This window comes from Streptococcus mitis, assembly GCF_946188585.1.
Taxonomy (GTDB): Bacteria; Bacillota; Bacilli; order Lactobacillales; family Streptococcaceae; genus Streptococcus; species Streptococcus mitis_DG.
Window position 1 is genome coordinate 47,821 of sequence record NZ_CAMHVI010000001.1, and the last position, 18,648, is coordinate 66,468.

Sequence of the window (18,648 nt, forward strand, 5' to 3'; positions counted from 1 at the left end):
TTTCACAAACTTTTTATCGTTTAGATTTTTCTAAAGATTCAAATCTCTTCATAATCACAGTCAAACGCCAACGGTAGAGCGCTCCACTCACAATCAGACTAATAATCAAACCAATCCAGTATGAATAAGCTCCAAAATCTGTTAGGGAATCAAATACCATAGCCACTGGGATTGCTACACCCCAATAACCAACCAAACCAAGGTAAAAAGGAATAACTGTATCCTTATAACCCCGTAAAATTCCCTGAAGCGGTGCCGCAAAGGTATCTGCTAACTGAAAGAAAAGGCTATAAGTCAAAAAGCTCGCTGTCAAATTGATAAATTCTGGGTCGTTACCATAAAGACTGGCCACATTTCCTCTAAAAATGTAAAGGAAAGTTAAGGTGAAGGCCGCAAAAATGAGGGCAGTCCATCTTCCTAGACCAATATAGGTCTTCGCATCATCAAATCGCTTGGCTCCCACTTCATAAGACACGACAATGGCCATAGCCGATGAGATACTCATAGGAAAGGCGTACATGAGACTTGAAAAGTTCATAGCTGACTGGTGACTAGCGATAATCAAGGACGAGAACTTAGCCATAATCAAACCAACCACGGAAAAGATAGCTACTTCCGCAAAGACAGTTCCCCCAATAGGCAGACCTAAGCGAACCCCTTCCTTGATTTTATCCATATTCAGCGGAATGCGTTTCTCAAGATGCAAGGCTTTGAGCTTCTCCTGTTTAAATAAAACCAGAACAGAAATTCCCAACAAGACCCAGTAGGCCAAAGAAGTCCCTAAACCTGACCCAGCACCTCCCAACTCTGGAACACCAAAGGCACCGTAAATCAAGAGATAGTTAAATCCACTATTGAGAGGGAGTAACAAAAGCATGAGATACATGGACAGTTTGGTCAAACCCAGCGAATCCAGCAAGGAACGAATGACACTAAAGAGCAACAAGGGGATAATTCCGATAGATAGAAACCAAAGATAGCGAACCGCTACTGCTGCTACTGATACTTCTAAGCCAATATGATTCAAGATTGGTGGTGCCAAGAAAAGTACCATCCCCAGCAAGAGCACAGATAGACCCAAGGCCAGATAGATAAACTGGTAAAAATCTGACGCAACTTCTTCCTTTTTCCCTCGACCAAGATGGTGACCAATAATGGGCACCAAGGCTGACACAATCCCTGTCAGGAAGGTAAAGAAAGGATTCCAGATACTGGTTGCCATAGACACACCAGCCAAGTCCAAGGTATTGTATTGGCCAGTCATAGTCGTATCAACAAAGGATGCAGAATAATTGGCAAATTGATAAATCAGGATAGGGAAAAATATCTTTAAAAACAAGATAAACTTGTCTTTAAAATGATGGGTTTGATACATATAGGATCTCTATTCTTTTTATTTACAGAGCAGACTCCCACCTAGTTTTGATAGACAATTTGTCCCTTACAGATGGTATATTTAACCTGCCCTTTTAAGGTTTCACCGATGAATGGTGAATTCGCTGCTTTCGAAGCAAAATGGGAGTCCACAAGGCGGTCAGCCTTAACATCAAAAATAGTGATGTCCGCTGGACCATTCTCAGCCAAGTAACCTGCTTCAAAGTTGTAAAGTTTGGCTGGGTTGTAGGTCATTTTTTCTAGCAATTCCATCAAGGTCAATTCCCCAGCTTCCACCAAATAAGTCAAACCGAGAGACAGAGAGGTTTCCAAACCAGTCATACCAGATGGCGCTTTGGTGATATCCTCGACATTTTTTTCATCCGCATGGTGAGGCGCGTGGTCTGTCGCGATAACCGTGATGACGCCTGATTTGAGACCTTCAATCACGGCACGACGGTCTGATTCCAAACGAAGTGGCGGATTCATCTTGGCATTGCTACCTTGAGTTAAAAGGAGAGCTTCTGTCTTAGAGAAATGCTGTGGCGCTACTTCTGCTGTGACTTGCGCTCCCAAACTTTGAGCGAACTCAACTACTTTAACACTCTCTTCCTTAGACAAATGCTGGATGTGAACATGGGCCTTGGTTGCATAGGCAATCATGACATCACGCGCCATCATAGCATACTCAGCCACCCCAGTAGCACCGCAGATATGGAAATGTTCTTTAGCAATATTTTCGTTAAAGCCAAGAATTCCATTCAAACCTGGATCTTCCTCATGAAGACTGATAAAGGTATTGAGCTTTTTGGCTTCTTCCATGGCTTCTTTGACCACTTTACTGCTTTCAAGCGGAATACCGTCATCAGAAAAACCAACGGCACCTGCTTCTAAAAGCGCCTTAAAGTCAGTCAAGTCTTGGCCATTAAAATTCTTAGTAATGGTCGCAACTGTCTTGACATTGATTTTTTCCTTGGCAGCTGACTGGAGAACTTCTTTCAGGGTTTCTACATCTGAAATGGTTGGACTAGTATTAGCCATCATGACAACCGTTGTAAAACCACCTGCGGCGGCTGCTAAGGCACCAGTATGGATATCCTCCTTGTGGGTCTGACCAGGTTCACGGAAATGAACATGAATATCGACCAAGCCAGGAACAACTACAAGACCAGTAGCATCAATTATCTCTGCTACTTTTTCTTTAATCTCAGGCGCAATTTTGATAATTTTCCCATCTTGAACTAAAACATCACACACTTGATCCAAACCAGACTTGGGATCCATTACACGACCATTTTTGATTAGTAGCATCTGCTTTCTCCTTTATTCATAGAAATCGACTTGGGTATCCAACAATTTATCCCCATCATAAACAAACTTGGCTGAGAAGAAGGGTTTGTCCTCTAAAAGCCATTCAACAAAGGTGTGGTCACCCTCCCAAGTTGGCTTGCTCAAAACCTCGTCATAGGGAACCCATTCTAGCGTTCCCTCGTTACAGTCAATCAAGTCACCCTCGAACTCTGTCACCTTAAAAACATAGGTGTACCAGTCTAAATCTGGTGTAAATTCAGGAAAAGTGATAACACCTTTTAGAACTGGCTTGGCTTTAAGCCCTGTTTCTTCAAGGATTTCACGCGCCGCGCATTCCTGAGGTGTCTCTCCTCGCTCTAGCTTACCACCCACACCAATCCATTTGCCTTTATGAACATCATTGGGCTTCTTATTACGGTGGAGCATGAGTAGTTCTTTACCGTTATCAATGTAGCAAATTGTCGCTAACTGAGGCATATTTTCTCCTTATCTAAGCCAATCGATTGGCTCTTGTCCTGTCTCTTTTAAGAATGCATTAGCCTTGGAAAAAGGCTTGGAACCCCAAAATCCTCTATAAACCGATAAAGGACTGGGATGGGCTGATTCGATAATCAAGTGGTGAGGATTGGTAACCAAGGTCTTTTTCTTGCGTGCATAGGCTCCCCAAAGTACAAAGACCACTGGCCTATCTAGATGATTGACCACCTGAATCACAGCGTCAGTAAACAGCTCCCATATCTGACCAGCATGACCATTGGCCTTACCAGCAGGAACCGTCAAACAAGTATTAAGAAGTAAGACTCCTTGCTCAGCCCAAGTTGTCAAATCATGAGATTTCTTAACCCCGATATCATCTGACAATTCTTTCAAGATATTTTGCAAGGATGGCGGAGCTGGGATAGAGTCAGGAACAGAAAAACTCAAGCCCTGCGCCTGACCTGGTCCATGATAAGGATCCTGTCCTAAAATCACCACCTTCACGTCTTCTAGGGGTGTGGACAAGAGAGCCTGAAAAACCTTTTCCTTAGGTGGATAAACAGTTCCCTGAGCATAGACCTGGTCCATAAACTGATTGATTTTCCCGAAATAACCTTCAGGTAATTGCTCCTTAATCAAAGCATGCCAAGACGAGTGTTCCATAGCCAACTCCTTCGTTTTTACTGCCTCTATTATAGCAAAAAGTGGCTATCTAAACCACTTTTTACAGTTTATCTAAACAATCCAGCAAATCTTGGTAAGAATGGACTTCGTAAGTCGGCTGGGCTTGTGTGTGATTTTCGAGGTGATGAGGGTTGTACCAAATCGTGTCAATTCCGGCATTATTGCCACCTTGAATGTCGGCGGTTAGGGAATCTCCAATCATCAGCGTCTCTTCTTTGCTAAATCCAGCAATCTGTTGACCAATTTTTTCATAAAAAAGTGCGTCAGGCTTTTGTGTTTGCAACCGTTCTGAGATAAAAACTTGATTGAAATAAGGTGCCAGACCCGACTGAGCCAAACGACCTGTCTGAATGGCAGTAATCCCATTAGTCGCAGCATACAAGTCATAATCACGCTCAATGAGGCTGTCCAAGAGTTCCTGAACGCCTGAAAAAGTTTGGCCCTGTTGAGCTAGGTAAAATTGGTAACGCTGGGCTAGAAAACTACCGTCTTTTTCCTGTCCAAAGTGAGCAAATAAACGAGAAAAGCGCGTGTTAACCAGCTCTTGTTTACTAATTTTCTTTTGCTCTAAGTCCTTCCAGAGAGCCTTGTTCATAGGAACATAATAGTCTTTATAAGCCTGAACATCTGCAACTCCTTCTTCTTTTAGAAGTTGGGTCAAAGCCACATCCTCAGCAGCATCAAAATCAAGCAAGGTATGGTCGAGATCGAAGAGTAGAAATTTGTAGGACAATTTGAGAGTTTTCCTTTCTAGGAGATGTAAAATTTAATATTTTGTTCAAATATGTTTACATTATACCATAAAAATAGAACTCCCCTCTCTAGTTAAATACTATCATATTAGAACCAAAGGTAAATCATAATGCAGTTTGAACTTCATAGAAATGAATTTCAAACGGACGACATCATGCTTACCATGGCTAAATCTATGAAGAACTACTTCAAATTAAATAAAGAAAATGCCAAAGATCATCGTGATCACTACTTTATTTTTAATATTGAAACTGTGAAAGAAAGTAAGTTGACTAGGAAGTACTCCTATCAGAAAACTGTTACAAATATAAAGCAAGGAGCAAAAAACTGATTTGCTCCTTTTTATATCTGGAAATTTAATCCTCGCCTCCTTAAACAGCATCAGAACGATATATTGTTTTTTGTAGATTTAGATAATCCATCAAGTTAATAACTTTATTATTTTCTGCCACTTCTGAAATAGTATCAGTCTCAAATCCATTTGCTTGAGCAAATAGAATCGTATAATCATATACAAGATCAAACAACTCATCTATTTCAGAGTTTAGTTTCAAATAAAGTAGTTCTTTTTGATTGTCCTGTAAAAATTTTAAGAAATTATCAACCTCTTCTTCACTTACTTCTCCTTTTTGTGCTAATTGAATGAAATGAACTAGCTTTTCTATAAGTTTCTTTACAATCTTCTTATATCTATTTGAAATAAATGCATAATAACCAACACCACCAACAGCTAGAACAGTTGCACCAATAGCTGTTACTAGCACATATTTATTTTTTGCAAGGCCTTTAACGACCTGTTGAGCTGGTTCTCCTGCCTTTACTTCTTTTAGATGCTTTACTATATGGCCAGATGAATTTCTGATTATTGAACCATAACGTTTATAAATTCCTGAGTCTAATCCTTTCTGAATATTTAATGGAATTTCTATTGTAACTTGATTTAATGACATAATTATAACTTACCTCTTAATTCTATCGCTCTAGTTTACTCAAAAATAAAATCAGCAATTCGTTTAGCAGATTTTTCTGTTGCCAGTTCAATGTCAGTTTTAGTCCAGGTGTCATTTACATAATTAACAAGAGATTTAGCTATTGGAAACTTACTACCTATATAGCCATGACCACTTGTGATTGTATTCTCTCTTTTTGTTCTAAACCAAGCATCTCCAATTCCACGATTAATTTCGGATTCAAGGAGAATTTTATTCCCCAATTTTTCAGCATAATCTCGGAATTCTTCTTGGCTTTCTAGTCCAGCATCTGACATAATATTTTCTCTATTCAAACCACTTTGCGGCATAATATGTTCAATATCAATATTCCCTTCTAAATTAAAGTCAGTACCTTTTTCCAGTGCAAATAAGAATTCATTTACATAAAGAATAGAATTTGAAACACCACTTTCAGTCAAAGTTTGTTTAACATCTTCATAAACAAAATTGTCATGAATATGCTTCTTTATTTTTGAAATAAGTTCGTCGATTGAAATTGAATCGACTTGACTGTACATCAGATTAATTTCTTCTAGGAAGCCTTTAAAAAGTTTATGGCTATATGAGAGTTCAGATAATTCAATCAAAACTCCAAGTCTAAGTAAGTATTCCAGATATGTGTTGTCTTGTCTGAAAAATAAATAACTACTAACAAAAGGTCGTAAATTACCGTTTAATTTATTTATCAATTGACCATTGATAGTATCAGATACTCGTTCAAAATTATTTAAGATTGTATTTAGCTCAGTAGTAAACAGAACATCTTCATTCAATAGATGTTTATTTTTTGAGAAAAAGGCTCTTATACCAGGATTTCTTCGATCAGCACTGTTTTGTTCTGAAAGTTTTACGAAAATATAGTGAGTAATTAACGCATTTAAGTCTAATCTAGATGAATCTGTACGTTGTACAATTTCTTGCCAATTTTTTTCGAAGTTTTTCCTATCTGATGCGTTTGCGGTGGTCTTAGATACAATTACTTCAATTGGGGTCAATGGAACACCAGTCCCATTTAAGGAATTGAAAATATTTATTGCCTGATCAGTATTATAACTTGTAATGGTAATCACTTGGCAATTATCAATAAAGTGGTTAGCAAAATTGATAAGAGTAAAAACATTCAATTCGTTACACATATTGTAAAAATATCTAAAGTTTTTATAGAAGTTAGTATAGCGGTTGTCTTTCTGGCGACGATAGATTTGGTGAACTCTATCTTTAATAGATATAAAATCTTTACCTAGCAAGATAGTAGTCATCTCATTAGCATATTTTTCTGAAATCGAATGATTTAGATACTTTATTCTATCATCGCCAGGATAATACAGTCCATCAACGAAATCATCTTTTTCATCATCTGAAACATTGAAAAGCATTGTTACAATCTGCTCTTTAAGACCATTAAGACGTTTCACTAATCTGCGTGCATCAGTATCTAGAGTCGGTTGAAGTTCAAGCTCATTATCAATCTTCAATAAGATCGCCTTAAGAAGTAACATAAATGTCGTTGTTCTTTGTTGGCCATCAATCAAGGTTACTTCGTGATCTTCTCCAGATTCTTGAGCGATGAGAACTGCCCCAAAGAAATAATTGTCTTGGGAAGTATCATCGAAATTTTCCATATGAAGATTAATATCTTCAATGAGTTGTTCACATTGTGGTACTTGCCAAGCATAAGGTCTCTGATAGGTAGGAATATAAAATTCTGATTTTTCAAAATAAGATTTTACTGTTTGTAAGGCTGGTTGAATATCGTTTCTCATTTAGATTCTCCAATAATATTTTCTAATGGTATTATATCACGAAAACGCTAACAATTAAACACAAACTATATCCGAACTATCTAACGATTTAATTCCCTTTTAACGATTACATCTTTGGAATGTTAACAAGTTATACCATTATAATTTGAAATCTATCTATACCCTAAATAATACCAAAAAGCCTTCAAATTTTTAAGTTTCAAGGTTTTTACTGCATTAAATTTTAATATCTAACTTCTACTGTTTTCGAAGAGTAGAAGTTAGATATTAAAATTTGAGAGCTTTGCTTTCTAAAAATTCACTAAGAACATTATAGCCATAAAGCTCCTCACACAATTAACTAATTTAATAACTTGAAAAAAATTCGTACTCTAGCCTATACAATTCAACACAAATCTTTCAGAATAGAACAATCCTAACGATCGAATCCTCTATTTTCCTAAATATCCCTGCAATTCTAAACCATTGATTGTCTTAAATTTTTATTTTTGAAGGATTCTAAAGCTAGAATTGCTCTAAAACAAGGAAAACTAAGGTATTCGAAACCTATAAGAACACATTCACACCTCAACTATGACACTTACAATTCTTCCGATGAGCTTTGAGTTTTTTCAGAGCCCAATCATAGTGGCTTGACGTGCTACTGACAAAGTAGGAACCTAGACTTGTTCCTCCCGTCCACTTATAGACACCTTTGTTAAAGAGTTCGTCATTGCTAAAATCTTCCAACAACTCTAAAACCTCTTTATGTGATTGATTGAGGAGTTTTGTCGTTTCTTCTAAGGATGTTCTCTGGTGTTTCTTCCAAAAAGCGACATTCATTTCCCCGTAAGTTTTCCAATTATAAGGTTCAGGGAGAAAAGATCTTTCGTGACCTTTTTGATTAGAATATACCCAGGTCAAAAGTAACTGCTGCCATTCATAAAGATGAATCAAGACATCCCGCAGGTTTTTATCCCTTTTCCAGTGAGCTTCTTTTTTCTTTGAGTCTCTTGAAAAATCAAATGGAGTCTGTAGCTCATCTTCACTTAGTTGGGAGATGAAACGATTGAGCTTTTCATAGTTTTCCTTAGAAGTCAGCATTAGCTCCTCTTTTGTTTTCGGTCTAGGCACAGAGTTCTCCCTTCATATCTCTAGTTATTATTAGAAATTTTTTATCCTTTAAATCTCTATAACTTATCCTTTAATTTCTCAACAAAGAGATAGGCTGCTGGACAGGTCAAAGTATTCTTAATCGTCAAATGGTTGATTTGATGGATCTTTTTGCGGTCTGTATGAGGAAATTCACGACAGGCCTTTGGACGAACATCATAGATGGAACATAGATTATCTCCTCCTAAAAAGGGACAAGGCATGGATTTAAAAACCTTATCACCATCTTCATCTACCTGCAGAAACTCCGATTCAAAAGCTGGTAATTTCATCTTAAAATACTTGGCGATTCGTGTAATATCCGCTTCTTTAAAGTCAGGCCCCAATGTCTTACAACAGTTAGCACAGGCAGTACAATCAATCTCCTCAAAGACTTCTTGGTGAATCTGTTGGGCTATCTTGTCTAGGTTTTTAGGAGGTTTTTTCTTTAGATTAGCTAGTACTTTACGATGCTCCTTCTGCTTTTGCAAGGCTAGCTGGTGGTAGTACTCAATATCAATTTCTTTAGACATAATTTCTTTCTAATTCACGTATTTTTGTCTATTATACCATAAACACTGCCCCTTTTTTGCCCCCTGAACAGAAAAAAAGCCCTTCGGATAAAATCCGAGGGGCTTAAAACGTTGTTAAATCAACGGCCGAACTTTTGAATTTCAAGGTTCGGGATAAAATAGTTCACTGAACTATTTTATTTTTTCAAGTTGTAGAATGATTTCAATCCACGGTATTCAGCTACTTCACCAAGTTGGTCTTCGATGCGAAGCAATTGGTTGTATTTAGCGATACGGTCTGTACGTGAAAGTGAACCAGTCTTGATTTGTCCTGCGTTAGTTGCAACTGCGATGTCAGCGATTGTTGAATCTTCAGTTTCACCTGAACGGTGTGATACAACGGCAGTGTAACCAGCTTCTTTAGCCATTTCGATAGCTTCAAAAGTTTCAGTAAGAGTACCGATTTGGTTAACTTTGATAAGGATTGAGTTAGCAGCACCTTCTTGGATACCACGTGCAAGGTAGTCAGTGTTTGTTACGAAGAAGTCGTCACCAACAAGTTGTACTTTCTTACCAAGACGTTCAGTAAGTGCTTTCCAACCATCCCAGTCGTTTTCATCCATACCATCTTCGATAGTGATGATTGGGTATTTGTTAACCAATTCTTCAAGGTAGTCGATTTGTTCTGCAGATGTACGAACAGCAGCGCCTTCACCTTCAAATTTAGTATAGTCGTAAACTTTACGTTCTTTATCGTAGAATTCTGATGAAGCACAGTCAAATCCGATAAATACGTCTTTACCTGGAACATATCCAGCAGCTTCGATCGCAGCAAGGATAGTTTCAACACCGTCTTCAGTTCCTTCGAAACGAGGAGCGAATCCACCTTCGTCACCTACGGCAGTTTCCAAACCACGTGATTTAAGGATTTTCTTAAGAGCGTGGAAGATTTCAGCACCGTAACGAAGAGCTTCTTTGAATGTTGGCGCACCAACTGGCAAGATCATGAACTCTTGGAAAGCAATTGGAGCGTCAGAGTGAGAACCACCGTTGATGATGTTCATCATTGGAGTTGGAAGAACTTTAGTGTTGAATCCACCAAGGTAGCTGTAAAGTGGGATTTCAAGGTAGTCAGCAGCAGCACGAGCTACAGCGATAGACACACCAAGGATTGCGTTTGCACCCAATTTACCTTTGTTAGGAGTACCGTCAAGAGCGATCATAGCACGGTCGATAGCTTGTTGATCACGTACATCGTAGCCAATGATAGCTTCAGCAATGATGTTGTTTACGTTGTCAACAGCTTTTTGTGTACCAAGACCACCGTAACGAGATTTGTCACCGTCGCGAAGTTCAACTGCTTCGTGTTCACCAGTAGAAGCTCCTGATGGAACCATACCACGTCCGAAAGCACCTGATTCAGTGTAAACTTCTACTTCAAGTGTTGGGTTACCGCGTGAGTCTAGGACTTCGCGAGCGTAAACATCAGTAATAATTGACATTTTTTACTCTCCTTATGAGTTAAATTTTTTACACCTCTATAATACCTTAAAACCCCTCCTTTTTCAAGAAAAAACGTTATCTTTGTGCAAATTTTCCTTAACTTTATAAAGTAATCGCTTTCTTTTGTCTGTTTTATTCTAACTTTTATGATATACTGTTTTCATGACAGATTTATCAAAACAATTACTTGAAAAAGCTCACGGTGGGCCAAAAATTAATCCGGATGAGCAAAGACGCTATCTTGGTACCTTTGAGGAAAGAGTTCTTGGGTATGCAGATATTGACACAGCAAATAGTCCTCAGTTAGAAAAAGGCTTTTTATCTATTTTAGAAAATCTTCAGGAAAAAGCAGAGCCACTATTTGTGAAGATTTCACCAACTATCGAATTTGACAAGCAAGTTTTCTACTTGAAAGAAGCAAAAGAAACTGATAGCCAAGCCACAATAGTTTCTGAAGACCACGCTTCTTCTCCTTTTGGACTGATTATTCATACCAATGCACCAGTACAAGTAGAAGAAAAGGACCTTCGACTTGCTTTTGCAAAACTTTGGGAAGATAAAAAGGAAGAACCAGCTAAAACATCCATCTGGAAGAAATGGTTTGGCTAAATCTTGCGCATATTTAATAAGTGACCGATATTGGCAGTCGTGCGCTCCAGATAGAGACTGGCATTTTTCAAACTATCTTCTAGAGGTTCACTTTTCTCCAAAATTGAAAAAGCCGCTTGGATATTCTCAAATGGTAGGGGAGGTAAATCCTCAGCAATACTACCACAAATAGCAATGACAGGAACTCCGACAGGGGTTCTTTTTGCTACGCCTATCGGCGCTTTACCTGCTAAACTTTGACGATCTATCCTTCCTTCTCCTACAACTACCAAGTCAGCATCTGCAACTTTCTTATCAAAGTCAATCAAATCTAAACAAGTGTCAATTCCAGATACGATACTTGCTTTAGCAAAGGCACACAAACCGCCAGCAATTCCTCCACCAGCTCCTGCACCTTTAATTTCTAATGTTGCAGGCGAGACTTTTTCATAAAAATCTTGGATTGCCTGATCTACGACTGCAAACATAGTAGGATGTAAACCTTTTTGCTTTCCAAAAGTGTAAGTCGCACCTTGCTGACCACATAAGGGACTCACGACATCTGCTAAAATACGAATTTGCACATCTTCAGGAATTTCATAGCGATTTTCTGTTGACATAGAAGCTAAGTTTAGTAAGGATTGACCGCAAGCAGGCAAGACATTTCCAGCCTTATCATAGAATTGATACCCCAATCCAGCAGCAATACCAATACCGCCATCATTACTGGCCGTACCACCAACGCCGATATAGATATCTTTAATCCCTTGAGCAATGAGATGACGAATCAACTCTCCAATACCACAAGTTTGGATTTGAAGTGGATTTCGTTTCTCTAGCGGAATCTTTCCAAGGCCAACCAAGTCGGCAACTTCAAATAGCGCCAGTCCCCCTTTTTGAAAATAGCGCATGGCTTCTTTTTGTCCAAAAGGTCCTGTCACTTTGATCCATTTTTCTTCAAGGTCAATAGAATGCCGAATAGCATCTACTGTACCTTCGCCACCATCACCAACAGGGCAGAGGAGACAGTCTACATCTGCTATCGATTGTTGGAAGCCTCTTTTTATTGCTTCAGCTACCTGTTGAGCGGACAAGCTTTCCTTAAACGAATCTGGTGCAATTACAATCTTCATATTTTCCCTCATTCTAAACAGTCAATCAAGGGAAGAACTTCTAAAAAATCCCTCTTGTCAACATGATGTGGTATTTCTTTTTTGAGTACTTCTTTGCCACAAAAGGCGATTCCCAGTCCTGCTGATTTCAACATTAATAGGTCATTTGCCCCATCTCCGATTGCAACAGTTCTTTCTTGAGGAAGTTTTAGTCCCTCTCTCCATTTTTCCAGAGTCTCTTTTTTGACCTCAGGACTTATAATTTGTCCAATCAATTTTCCAGTTAAAAGACCATCTTTGACTTCAAGTTGGTTGGCAGAGAAATGGGCAATTCCAAGAGATTTTGCTAGTCTCGCAACTATTGGTGTAAAGCCACCAGACAGTAGACCAACTAGGATACCATTCTTTTGGAGAATGGAAATGAATTCCTGGGCATTTGGCGTTAGATGAATAGAGTTGAAGACTTTATCAAAAACCGAAACAGGAAGACCTTCCAGCAAGGACACTCTTTTTCTTAAACTGCTTTCAAAGTCTAACTCTCCTCGCATTGCCCGACTTGTAATCAGCGAAATTTCCTCCTCACGACCTGCCTCTCTACCCAAAAGATCAATCACTTCTTCTAGGATTAAGGTTCCATCAACATCCATGACACACAAACCTTTTACTTGAGACATATCTTCTCCTCTCTAAACAGCCCAAAAATCGTATGAAGTCATCATACGATTTTATCTATTAATTAACTAAACTATGGTACAAGTCAAGGTATGACTTGCAGGCTGTATCCCATGAGAAATCACACTCCATAGCTTGTTTTTGTAGATTTCTCCAAACATCAGGATGGTTTCTATACAAGTCCAATGCTGTTTGGAAAGTCCAATTTAACCAGTAAGGAGATAGATTGTCAAAGCTAAAGCCAGTACCGCTTCCCTCGATTGGATTGAAAGCGCGAACGGTATCTCGCAAGCCACCAACTTCATGAACCAATGGCAAGGTTCCGTAACGCATAGCCATCATTTGAGACAAGCCACATGGTTCAAAACGACTTGGCATGAGGAAGAGATCACAAGCAGCGTAGATTTCTTGAGCTAGTTTGACATCAAAAGTGATATTTGCTGATAGCTTGTCTGGGTAAATCTGAGCAAACCATGAGAAAGCCCCTTCAAAGGCTGGATCGCCAGTTCCCAAAAGAACAATCTGAACATCTTCTTGCAAGATATGGTGCAGACTTTCGACCACCACATCAAAACCTTTTTGACGTGTCAAACGAGAAACAATTCCCACCAGTGGAACGTCAGCTCTAACTGGCAAGCCTACTCTCTCTTGCAATTTTGCCTTATTTTGGGCTTTTCCAGACAAATCTTCCTGATTAAAATGATAGTCTAAAAGAGCATCCGTCTGAGGATTATAAAGATCAGCATCAATCCCATTCAAGATACCAGATACCTTGCCAGATTCCATTCTAAGAATCTGATCCAAGTTACATCCGAACTGACTGGTCATAATTTCATGAGCATAGCTAGGCGAAACGGTTGAAACACGATCCGCATAGAGAATACCTGCCTTCATCCAGTTCAGACAGTTGTTCCATCGAAGGGTGCCATCAGCATAACGCTCAAAGCCAACTCCAAACAAATCCCATAACATTCCTTCTGAAAATTGTCCTTGGAATTCCAAATTATGAATGGTTAAAACAGTTTTAATGCCCTCATAGGCTTGAATCCAACGGTATTTTTCCTTTAACAAGAAAGGAATCATAGCTGTATGGTAGTCATGAACATGGAGAAGGTCAGGAATAAAGTCAATTCTTTCCATAGCCTCAATGGCAGCCAGTTGGAAAAAGGCAAAGCGTTCTCCGTCATCAAAATCGCCGTAAACATGACCACGGAAGAAATAATATTGGTTGTCAATAAAGTAGAAGGTCACACCATTTAGTACTATTTTCTTAATTCCACAGTACTGTCTGCGCCAACCAACACTCACCTCAAAATGAAGAACATCTTCAATCTGATTTCCAAATTTAGCCTCTACCATGTCATAGTAGGGTAAAATCACTGCAACTTCATGTCCCGACTTTACGAGTGATTTTGGAAGAGCGCCAATGACGTCTCCCAAACCACCTGTTTTTGAAAAGGGGGCCCCCTCAGCTGCTACAAATAAAATTTTCATGAATGAATATCCTCTGTTACTTTAGCACCTTTCTTAACGACGACTGGATGTTCTGCAGTTCCACGGATCACAACTCCATCCGCAACTTCAACACCCTTGTCCAAGATAGCATATTCGACCTGAGCACCTTCTCCAATAACAACACGAGGGAATAAGATGCTATCTTTAACCAAGCTATCCTTATGGACATGAATATTACGTGATAAAACAGAATTAGCCACTTGACCTTCAATAATACTACCAGAGGCAAACTGAGAAGTGCTTACCTTAGATGTATTAGCATAATAAGTTGGCTCTTCGTTTTTGACCTTTGTATAAATCTTTTGATTTGGTGAGAAGAGAGAGTAGAATTTTTGAGATTCAAGCATATCTTTGTTAGCTTGGTAATAAGACTCTACAGAGTGAATATTTGCCAAATAACCTGTGTATTCGTAGGCAAAAGCCCCTTCTTTTGCAGCCAAATCCCGCAAAACATAGCGCAATTTCTCTGGATGTTCTTTCTTAGCTTCTTCTTCCAATCGTTCGATCAACCAAGGTGTCTCAACGACAAAGATATCTGTGGACATATTGTAAACTTCATCTGTTGATTTGCCATCAAAGAGTTTATGAGAAAGAACATGGTCTGTTTCATCTACGTCCAAGATTGCATTTACTTCTGAAATGTCTTTTTTAGGTAGTTTTTTATAAACTACAGTGATAGGCCCTTTTGTTGTACTGTGTAGATGGAATACTTGATTCAAATCAATATTAATCAGAACATCACAGTTGAGTGAAACGGTTTGGTTTGAACCAGAACGTTTCAAATAAGTAAGCAACTGTTGGTAGTATTCTTTTCCAACTGTACTACTTTCCACACGAGTGTTATAAATCCCTAGATAGTAGTGGCTAAGAAGAGTTGACAAGCCCCATTCACGTCCTGAACGGATATGGTCAAAAACAGAACTGATATTGTCTTGTTGGAAAATACCAAAGATACTACGGACACCTGCATTAGCAAGACTTGAAAGCGGGAAGTCGATCAAGCGATATTTACCTCCAAAAGGCAAACTAGCTACTGGACGGTGGTCTGTCAGTGTTGACATATCATGAAAACCAACTGTGTTTCCTAAAATGGCAGAATATTTATCAATCTTCATCTGTTGCTACCCCCACTACTTCATCATATCCTACAACTTGTACTTCTTCTGTTCCATCGATTTCGACACCGTCAGAAATAACTGCACCTTCACCAATAATGGCACGTTTGATTTTAGCTCCCTGACCGACAATTGCACCACTCATGATAACTGAATCTACTACTTCTGCCCCTTCGCGAACTTGCGCACCTGTTGAGAGGATAGAATGTTTAACAGTTCCATCTACGAAACAGCCATCGACAACCAAGGAATCTTCCACATGAGCATTTGCCCCAAGGAAGTTTGGTGGTGAAATTAAGTTTCTTGAGTAAATTTTCCATTGACGGTTACGGCTATCCAAGGCATTTTCTGGAGAAATGTACTCCATGTTCGCTTCCCAAAGTGACTCAATCGTACCAACATCTTTCCAGTAACCATTAAATTCATAGGCATAGACACTTTCACCTGACTCAAGGTAATTTGGTATGACATTCTTACCAAAGTCTGACATATCGACATTGCTCTTTTCAGCAGCAACGAGCATATTGCGCAGACGTTGCCAATCAAAGATATAGATTCCCATAGAAGCTTTGGTAGATTTAGGTTGAGCTGGTTTTTCTTCAAATTCAACAATACGATTGTTTGCATCTGTGTTCATGATACCAAAACGACTTGCTTCTTTCAAAGGAACATCAAGAACTGCGACTGTCAAGCTGGCATTATTATCCTTGTGAGACTGGAGCATATCATCATAGTCCATTTTGTAGATGTGGTCCCCAGACAGAATCAAAACATACTCAGGGTTGACACTGTCGATATAATCAATATTTTGGTAAATAGCGTGACTAGTCCCCTCAAACCAACGATTTCCTTCACTTGCAGAATAAGGTTGAAGAATTGAGACACCAGAATTGATACCATCTAGTCCCCAGCTTGAACCGTTCCCAATATGATTGTTAAGAGCAAGTGGTTGGTACTGTGTAATGACTCCAACATTGTTGATACCTGAGTTGGCACAGTTTGAAAGAGCAAAGTCAATGATACGGTAGCGCCCACCAAATTGCACAGCTGGTTTTGCGATGCTTTGAGTGAGTTTACCGAGACGAGTTCCTTGCCCACCAGCAAGAATCAAAGCTAACATTTCATTCTTCATTTTCTACTCCTTTTTGTTTTTTACTTGTGACGGTTTTAGTAGGTTTCAAGCGACGCTTGATTTTCCATATACTTGCTCCCATAGCCGGTAAAGTAAAGGTCAAGGTCTGCTCATAATCTTTCCATTGTCCTTCTTGCGTTTGAACAGTTTGATTGTGTTCTTTCCAGACACCGCCCCACTCTTCTAACTCAGTATTCCAGACTTCTTCATAAATACCAGCTACAGGAAGGCCAATTGTAAAGTCTTTTCGTTCAACTGGTGCCATATTAAAGACACAGACTAACATATCATCCTTCTTCCCCTTACGGATGAAAGAAAGAACACTCTGGTCTCGATTATCCGCATCAATGATTTCAATACCATCATAGCTGGTATCAATTTCCCACAGACAGCGATGGTCTTTGTAAAATTGGTTTAGCTGAGAAGTGAAATACTTCATCTTAGCATTCATTGGATCTTCTAGGTTTGACCATTCCAACTGTTCTTCAGATTTCCATTCTAGGAATTGCCCATATTCACTACCCATGAAGAGTAATTTCTTACCAGGATGACAAATTTGGTAAGTGTAGAGATTACGCAAGCCTGCGAATTGATTATAGCGATCTCCCCACATCTTGTGCATCATGCTCTTCTTGCCATGAACCACTTCATCGTGTGAGAATGGTAAGAGATAATTCTCCTTGAAGACATACATAAAGCTGAAAGTCACTAGATTAAAGTCATACTTACGGTAAATAGGATCTTCTTCATAGAAACGGAGGATATCATTCATCCAGCCCATATTCCATTTGTAGTCAAAGCCAAGACCATCTGAATCCTTGGTGTCAGTAATCTGAGTAGCAGATGAACTTTCCTCAGCTATCATCATAACGTCTGGATGAGCTTGTTTAATGACATCATTCAAACGTTTTAAGAAATAATAGCCTTCGTAGTTGAGATTACCCCCATCTTTATTAGGTGTCCATGGAGCATTATCATAATCAAGATAGAGCATATTGCTCACTGCATCCACGCGAATACCATCCAAATGGTAAAAGTCAATCCAAAACTTAATACTAGAAATCAAGAAGGACTGGACTTCATTCTTTCCAAGGTCAAAATTGAGTGCTCCCCAACCATAGTTATGGGCCTTATTATGATCTTGGTATTCAAAAGTTGGTGTTCCATCATAATAAGCCAAGGCATCATCATTAATAGTGAAGTGACCAGGTACCCAGTCCACAATAACCCCGATATTGTTTAAGTGACATTCCTCAACAAAATCTTGAAACTCTTCAGGACGACCATAGGCATGTTCTAAAGCAAAGTAACCCATAAGCTGATAACCCCAACTCAAACCCAGAGGGTGAGACATCAAGGGCATAAACTCAATGTGAGTATAGTTCATCTCAACCAAGTAAGGAATGAGTTCATCTTTCAATTGAGCAAAACTATAAGGTGTGCCATCAGGATTTCTCTTCCAAGAGCCAGCATGAGCCTCGTAAATATTAACAGGACGCTCTTCAAAGCTCAAGCGTTTTCTACGAGCTAACCAAAGTCCATCTTTCCATTTTTTCTCTGGGATTTCTGTTAAAATAGCCCCAGTACCAGGTCGTGCCTCATAACGTACAGCCAATGGATCAATCTTCATAAGCTGATGACCATTTGCACGTGTAATATGGTACTTATAAATTTGGCCTTCGTTAGCAAGACTGGTAAAGACTTCCCAAACTCCAAATTCATTCCGTTCCATCGGAATTTGATTTTCTATCCAATTTGTGAAATCCCCTACCAAGTGAACAGACTGAGCATTGGGTGCCCACACTCGGAAAGTATAGCCAGACTCTCCATCTTTTTCTTCCCTATGCGCTCCCAGATAATGCTGGAGGTGAAAATTTTCACCTGTCATAAAGGTTTCTAAAGCATTTTTCTTATCCATACACCCTCCTATTTCTGTAAGCGTTTTCTATAGATTTATTATACTACCTTTTTAGGGAAGATTCAAGTGAATTACTATATTTGGTAAAAATTCTTT

The 18,648-nt window shown here is 39.1% G+C and carries 17 protein-coding genes and 1 pseudogene; 2 read left to right on the plus strand and 16 right to left on the minus strand.

Features of this window, described 5'->3' with window-relative positions:
• Window positions 1-13 precede the first annotated feature (13 nt).
• The 5 genes from pdrM to N8M66_RS00275 form a co-directional block, all read right to left on the minus strand.
• On the minus strand, window positions 14-1,375 hold the full coding sequence (pdrM, locus tag N8M66_RS00255) for a sodium-coupled multidrug efflux MATE transporter PdrM (protein ID WP_261044887.1): 1,362 nt from the start codon (window positions 1,373-1,375) through the stop codon (window positions 14-16).
• A gap of 41 nt (window positions 1,376-1,416) precedes the next feature.
• Complete coding sequence (locus N8M66_RS00260) at window positions 1,417-2,685, minus strand: dihydroorotase (protein ID WP_261044889.1); 1,269 nt, start codon at window positions 2,683-2,685, stop codon at window positions 1,417-1,419.
• Window positions 2,686-2,697: 12 nt separating this feature from the next.
• Window positions 2,698-3,162, minus strand: coding sequence for an NUDIX hydrolase (locus N8M66_RS00265; RefSeq protein WP_001135786.1), 465 nt, complete (start codon window positions 3,160-3,162; stop codon window positions 2,698-2,700).
• A 9-nt stretch (window positions 3,163-3,171) separates the two neighbouring features.
• Entirely contained in the window at window positions 3,172-3,825 is a 654-nt protein-coding gene (locus tag N8M66_RS00270; protein ID WP_261044890.1) for a uracil-DNA glycosylase, read from the minus strand.
• A gap of 61 nt (window positions 3,826-3,886) precedes the next feature.
• The gene (locus N8M66_RS00275; protein ID WP_261044891.1) at window positions 3,887-4,579 is read right to left on the minus strand and encodes a YjjG family noncanonical pyrimidine nucleotidase; all 693 of its coding nucleotides are present in this window, start codon (window positions 4,577-4,579) and stop codon (window positions 3,887-3,889) included.
• 156 nt (window positions 4,580-4,735) lie between these two features.
• On the opposite strand from N8M66_RS00275, the pseudogene N8M66_RS00280 reads away from it, so the two are divergent.
• Window positions 4,736-4,930, plus strand: a pseudogene (locus N8M66_RS00280) (DUF5960 family protein); the annotation flags it as partial.
• Window positions 4,931-4,970: 40 nt separating this feature from the next.
• Here the strand turns inward: N8M66_RS00280 and N8M66_RS00285 are convergent.
• The 5 genes from N8M66_RS00285 to eno all read right to left on the minus strand — a co-directional run bounded on the left by N8M66_RS00285 (window position 4,971) and on the right by eno (window position 10,499).
• Window positions 4,971-5,549, minus strand: coding sequence for a hypothetical protein (locus tag N8M66_RS00285; RefSeq protein ID WP_201057997.1), 579 nt, complete (start codon window positions 5,547-5,549; stop codon window positions 4,971-4,973).
• 35 nt (window positions 5,550-5,584) lie between these two features.
• On the minus strand, window positions 5,585-7,354 hold the full coding sequence (locus N8M66_RS00290; protein ID WP_261044896.1) for a DUF262 domain-containing protein: 1,770 nt from the start codon (window positions 7,352-7,354) through the stop codon (window positions 5,585-5,587).
• Window positions 7,355-7,921: 567 nt separating this feature from the next.
• The gene (locus N8M66_RS00295; protein ID WP_261044898.1) at window positions 7,922-8,467 is read right to left on the minus strand and encodes a ClbS/DfsB family four-helix bundle protein; all 546 of its coding nucleotides are present in this window, start codon (window positions 8,465-8,467) and stop codon (window positions 7,922-7,924) included.
• A 56-nt stretch (window positions 8,468-8,523) separates the two neighbouring features.
• On the minus strand, window positions 8,524-9,018 hold the full coding sequence (locus N8M66_RS00300; protein ID WP_261044900.1) for a YkgJ family cysteine cluster protein: 495 nt from the start codon (window positions 9,016-9,018) through the stop codon (window positions 8,524-8,526).
• 176 nt (window positions 9,019-9,194) lie between these two features.
• Window positions 9,195-10,499, minus strand: a complete 1,305-nt coding sequence (gene eno / locus N8M66_RS00305; protein WP_000022813.1) for a surface-displayed alpha-enolase — start codon at window positions 10,497-10,499, stop codon at window positions 9,195-9,197.
• Window positions 10,500-10,662: 163 nt separating this feature from the next.
• On the opposite strand from eno, the gene N8M66_RS00310 reads away from it, so the two are divergent.
• Window positions 10,663-11,109, plus strand: a complete 447-nt coding sequence (locus N8M66_RS00310) for a YueI family protein (protein ID WP_125415682.1) — start codon at window positions 10,663-10,665, stop codon at window positions 11,107-11,109.
• Here the strand turns inward: N8M66_RS00310 and N8M66_RS00315 are convergent.
• Genes N8M66_RS00315 through glgB form a run of 6 tightly spaced genes read right to left on the minus strand, consistent with a single transcriptional unit; the run spans window position 11,106 to window position 18,552 of the window.
• Entirely contained in the window at window positions 11,106-12,221 is a 1,116-nt protein-coding gene (locus N8M66_RS00315; RefSeq protein ID WP_125415685.1) for a glycerate kinase, read from the minus strand. The genes N8M66_RS00310 and N8M66_RS00315 overlap by 4 nt on opposite strands.
• Window positions 12,222-12,229: 8 nt before the next feature.
• Window positions 12,230-12,874, minus strand: a complete 645-nt coding sequence (serB, locus tag N8M66_RS00320) for a phosphoserine phosphatase SerB (protein ID WP_070482626.1) — start codon at window positions 12,872-12,874, stop codon at window positions 12,230-12,232.
• A 58-nt stretch (window positions 12,875-12,932) separates the two neighbouring features.
• Complete coding sequence (gene glgA / locus N8M66_RS00325; protein ID WP_261044907.1) at window positions 12,933-14,366, minus strand: glycogen synthase GlgA; 1,434 nt, start codon at window positions 14,364-14,366, stop codon at window positions 12,933-12,935.
• The gene (gene glgD / locus N8M66_RS00330; protein WP_261044909.1) at window positions 14,363-15,502 is read right to left on the minus strand and encodes a glucose-1-phosphate adenylyltransferase subunit GlgD; all 1,140 of its coding nucleotides are present in this window, start codon (window positions 15,500-15,502) and stop codon (window positions 14,363-14,365) included. Before glgD ends, glgA begins: the two co-directional genes overlap by 4 nt.
• A complete protein-coding gene (locus N8M66_RS00335; protein ID WP_020902830.1) occupies window positions 15,492-16,634 on the minus strand; it encodes a glucose-1-phosphate adenylyltransferase in 1,143 nt (380 codons plus the stop codon). The genes glgD and N8M66_RS00335 overlap by 11 nt, the downstream gene beginning before the upstream one ends.
• Window positions 16,624-18,552 (minus strand): 1,4-alpha-glucan branching protein GlgB, encoded by a 1,929-nt coding sequence (gene glgB / locus N8M66_RS00340; RefSeq protein WP_261044911.1) that lies wholly within the window; start codon window positions 18,550-18,552, stop codon window positions 16,624-16,626. The genes N8M66_RS00335 and glgB overlap by 11 nt, the downstream gene beginning before the upstream one ends.
• Window positions 18,553-18,648: the final 96 nt, after the last annotated feature.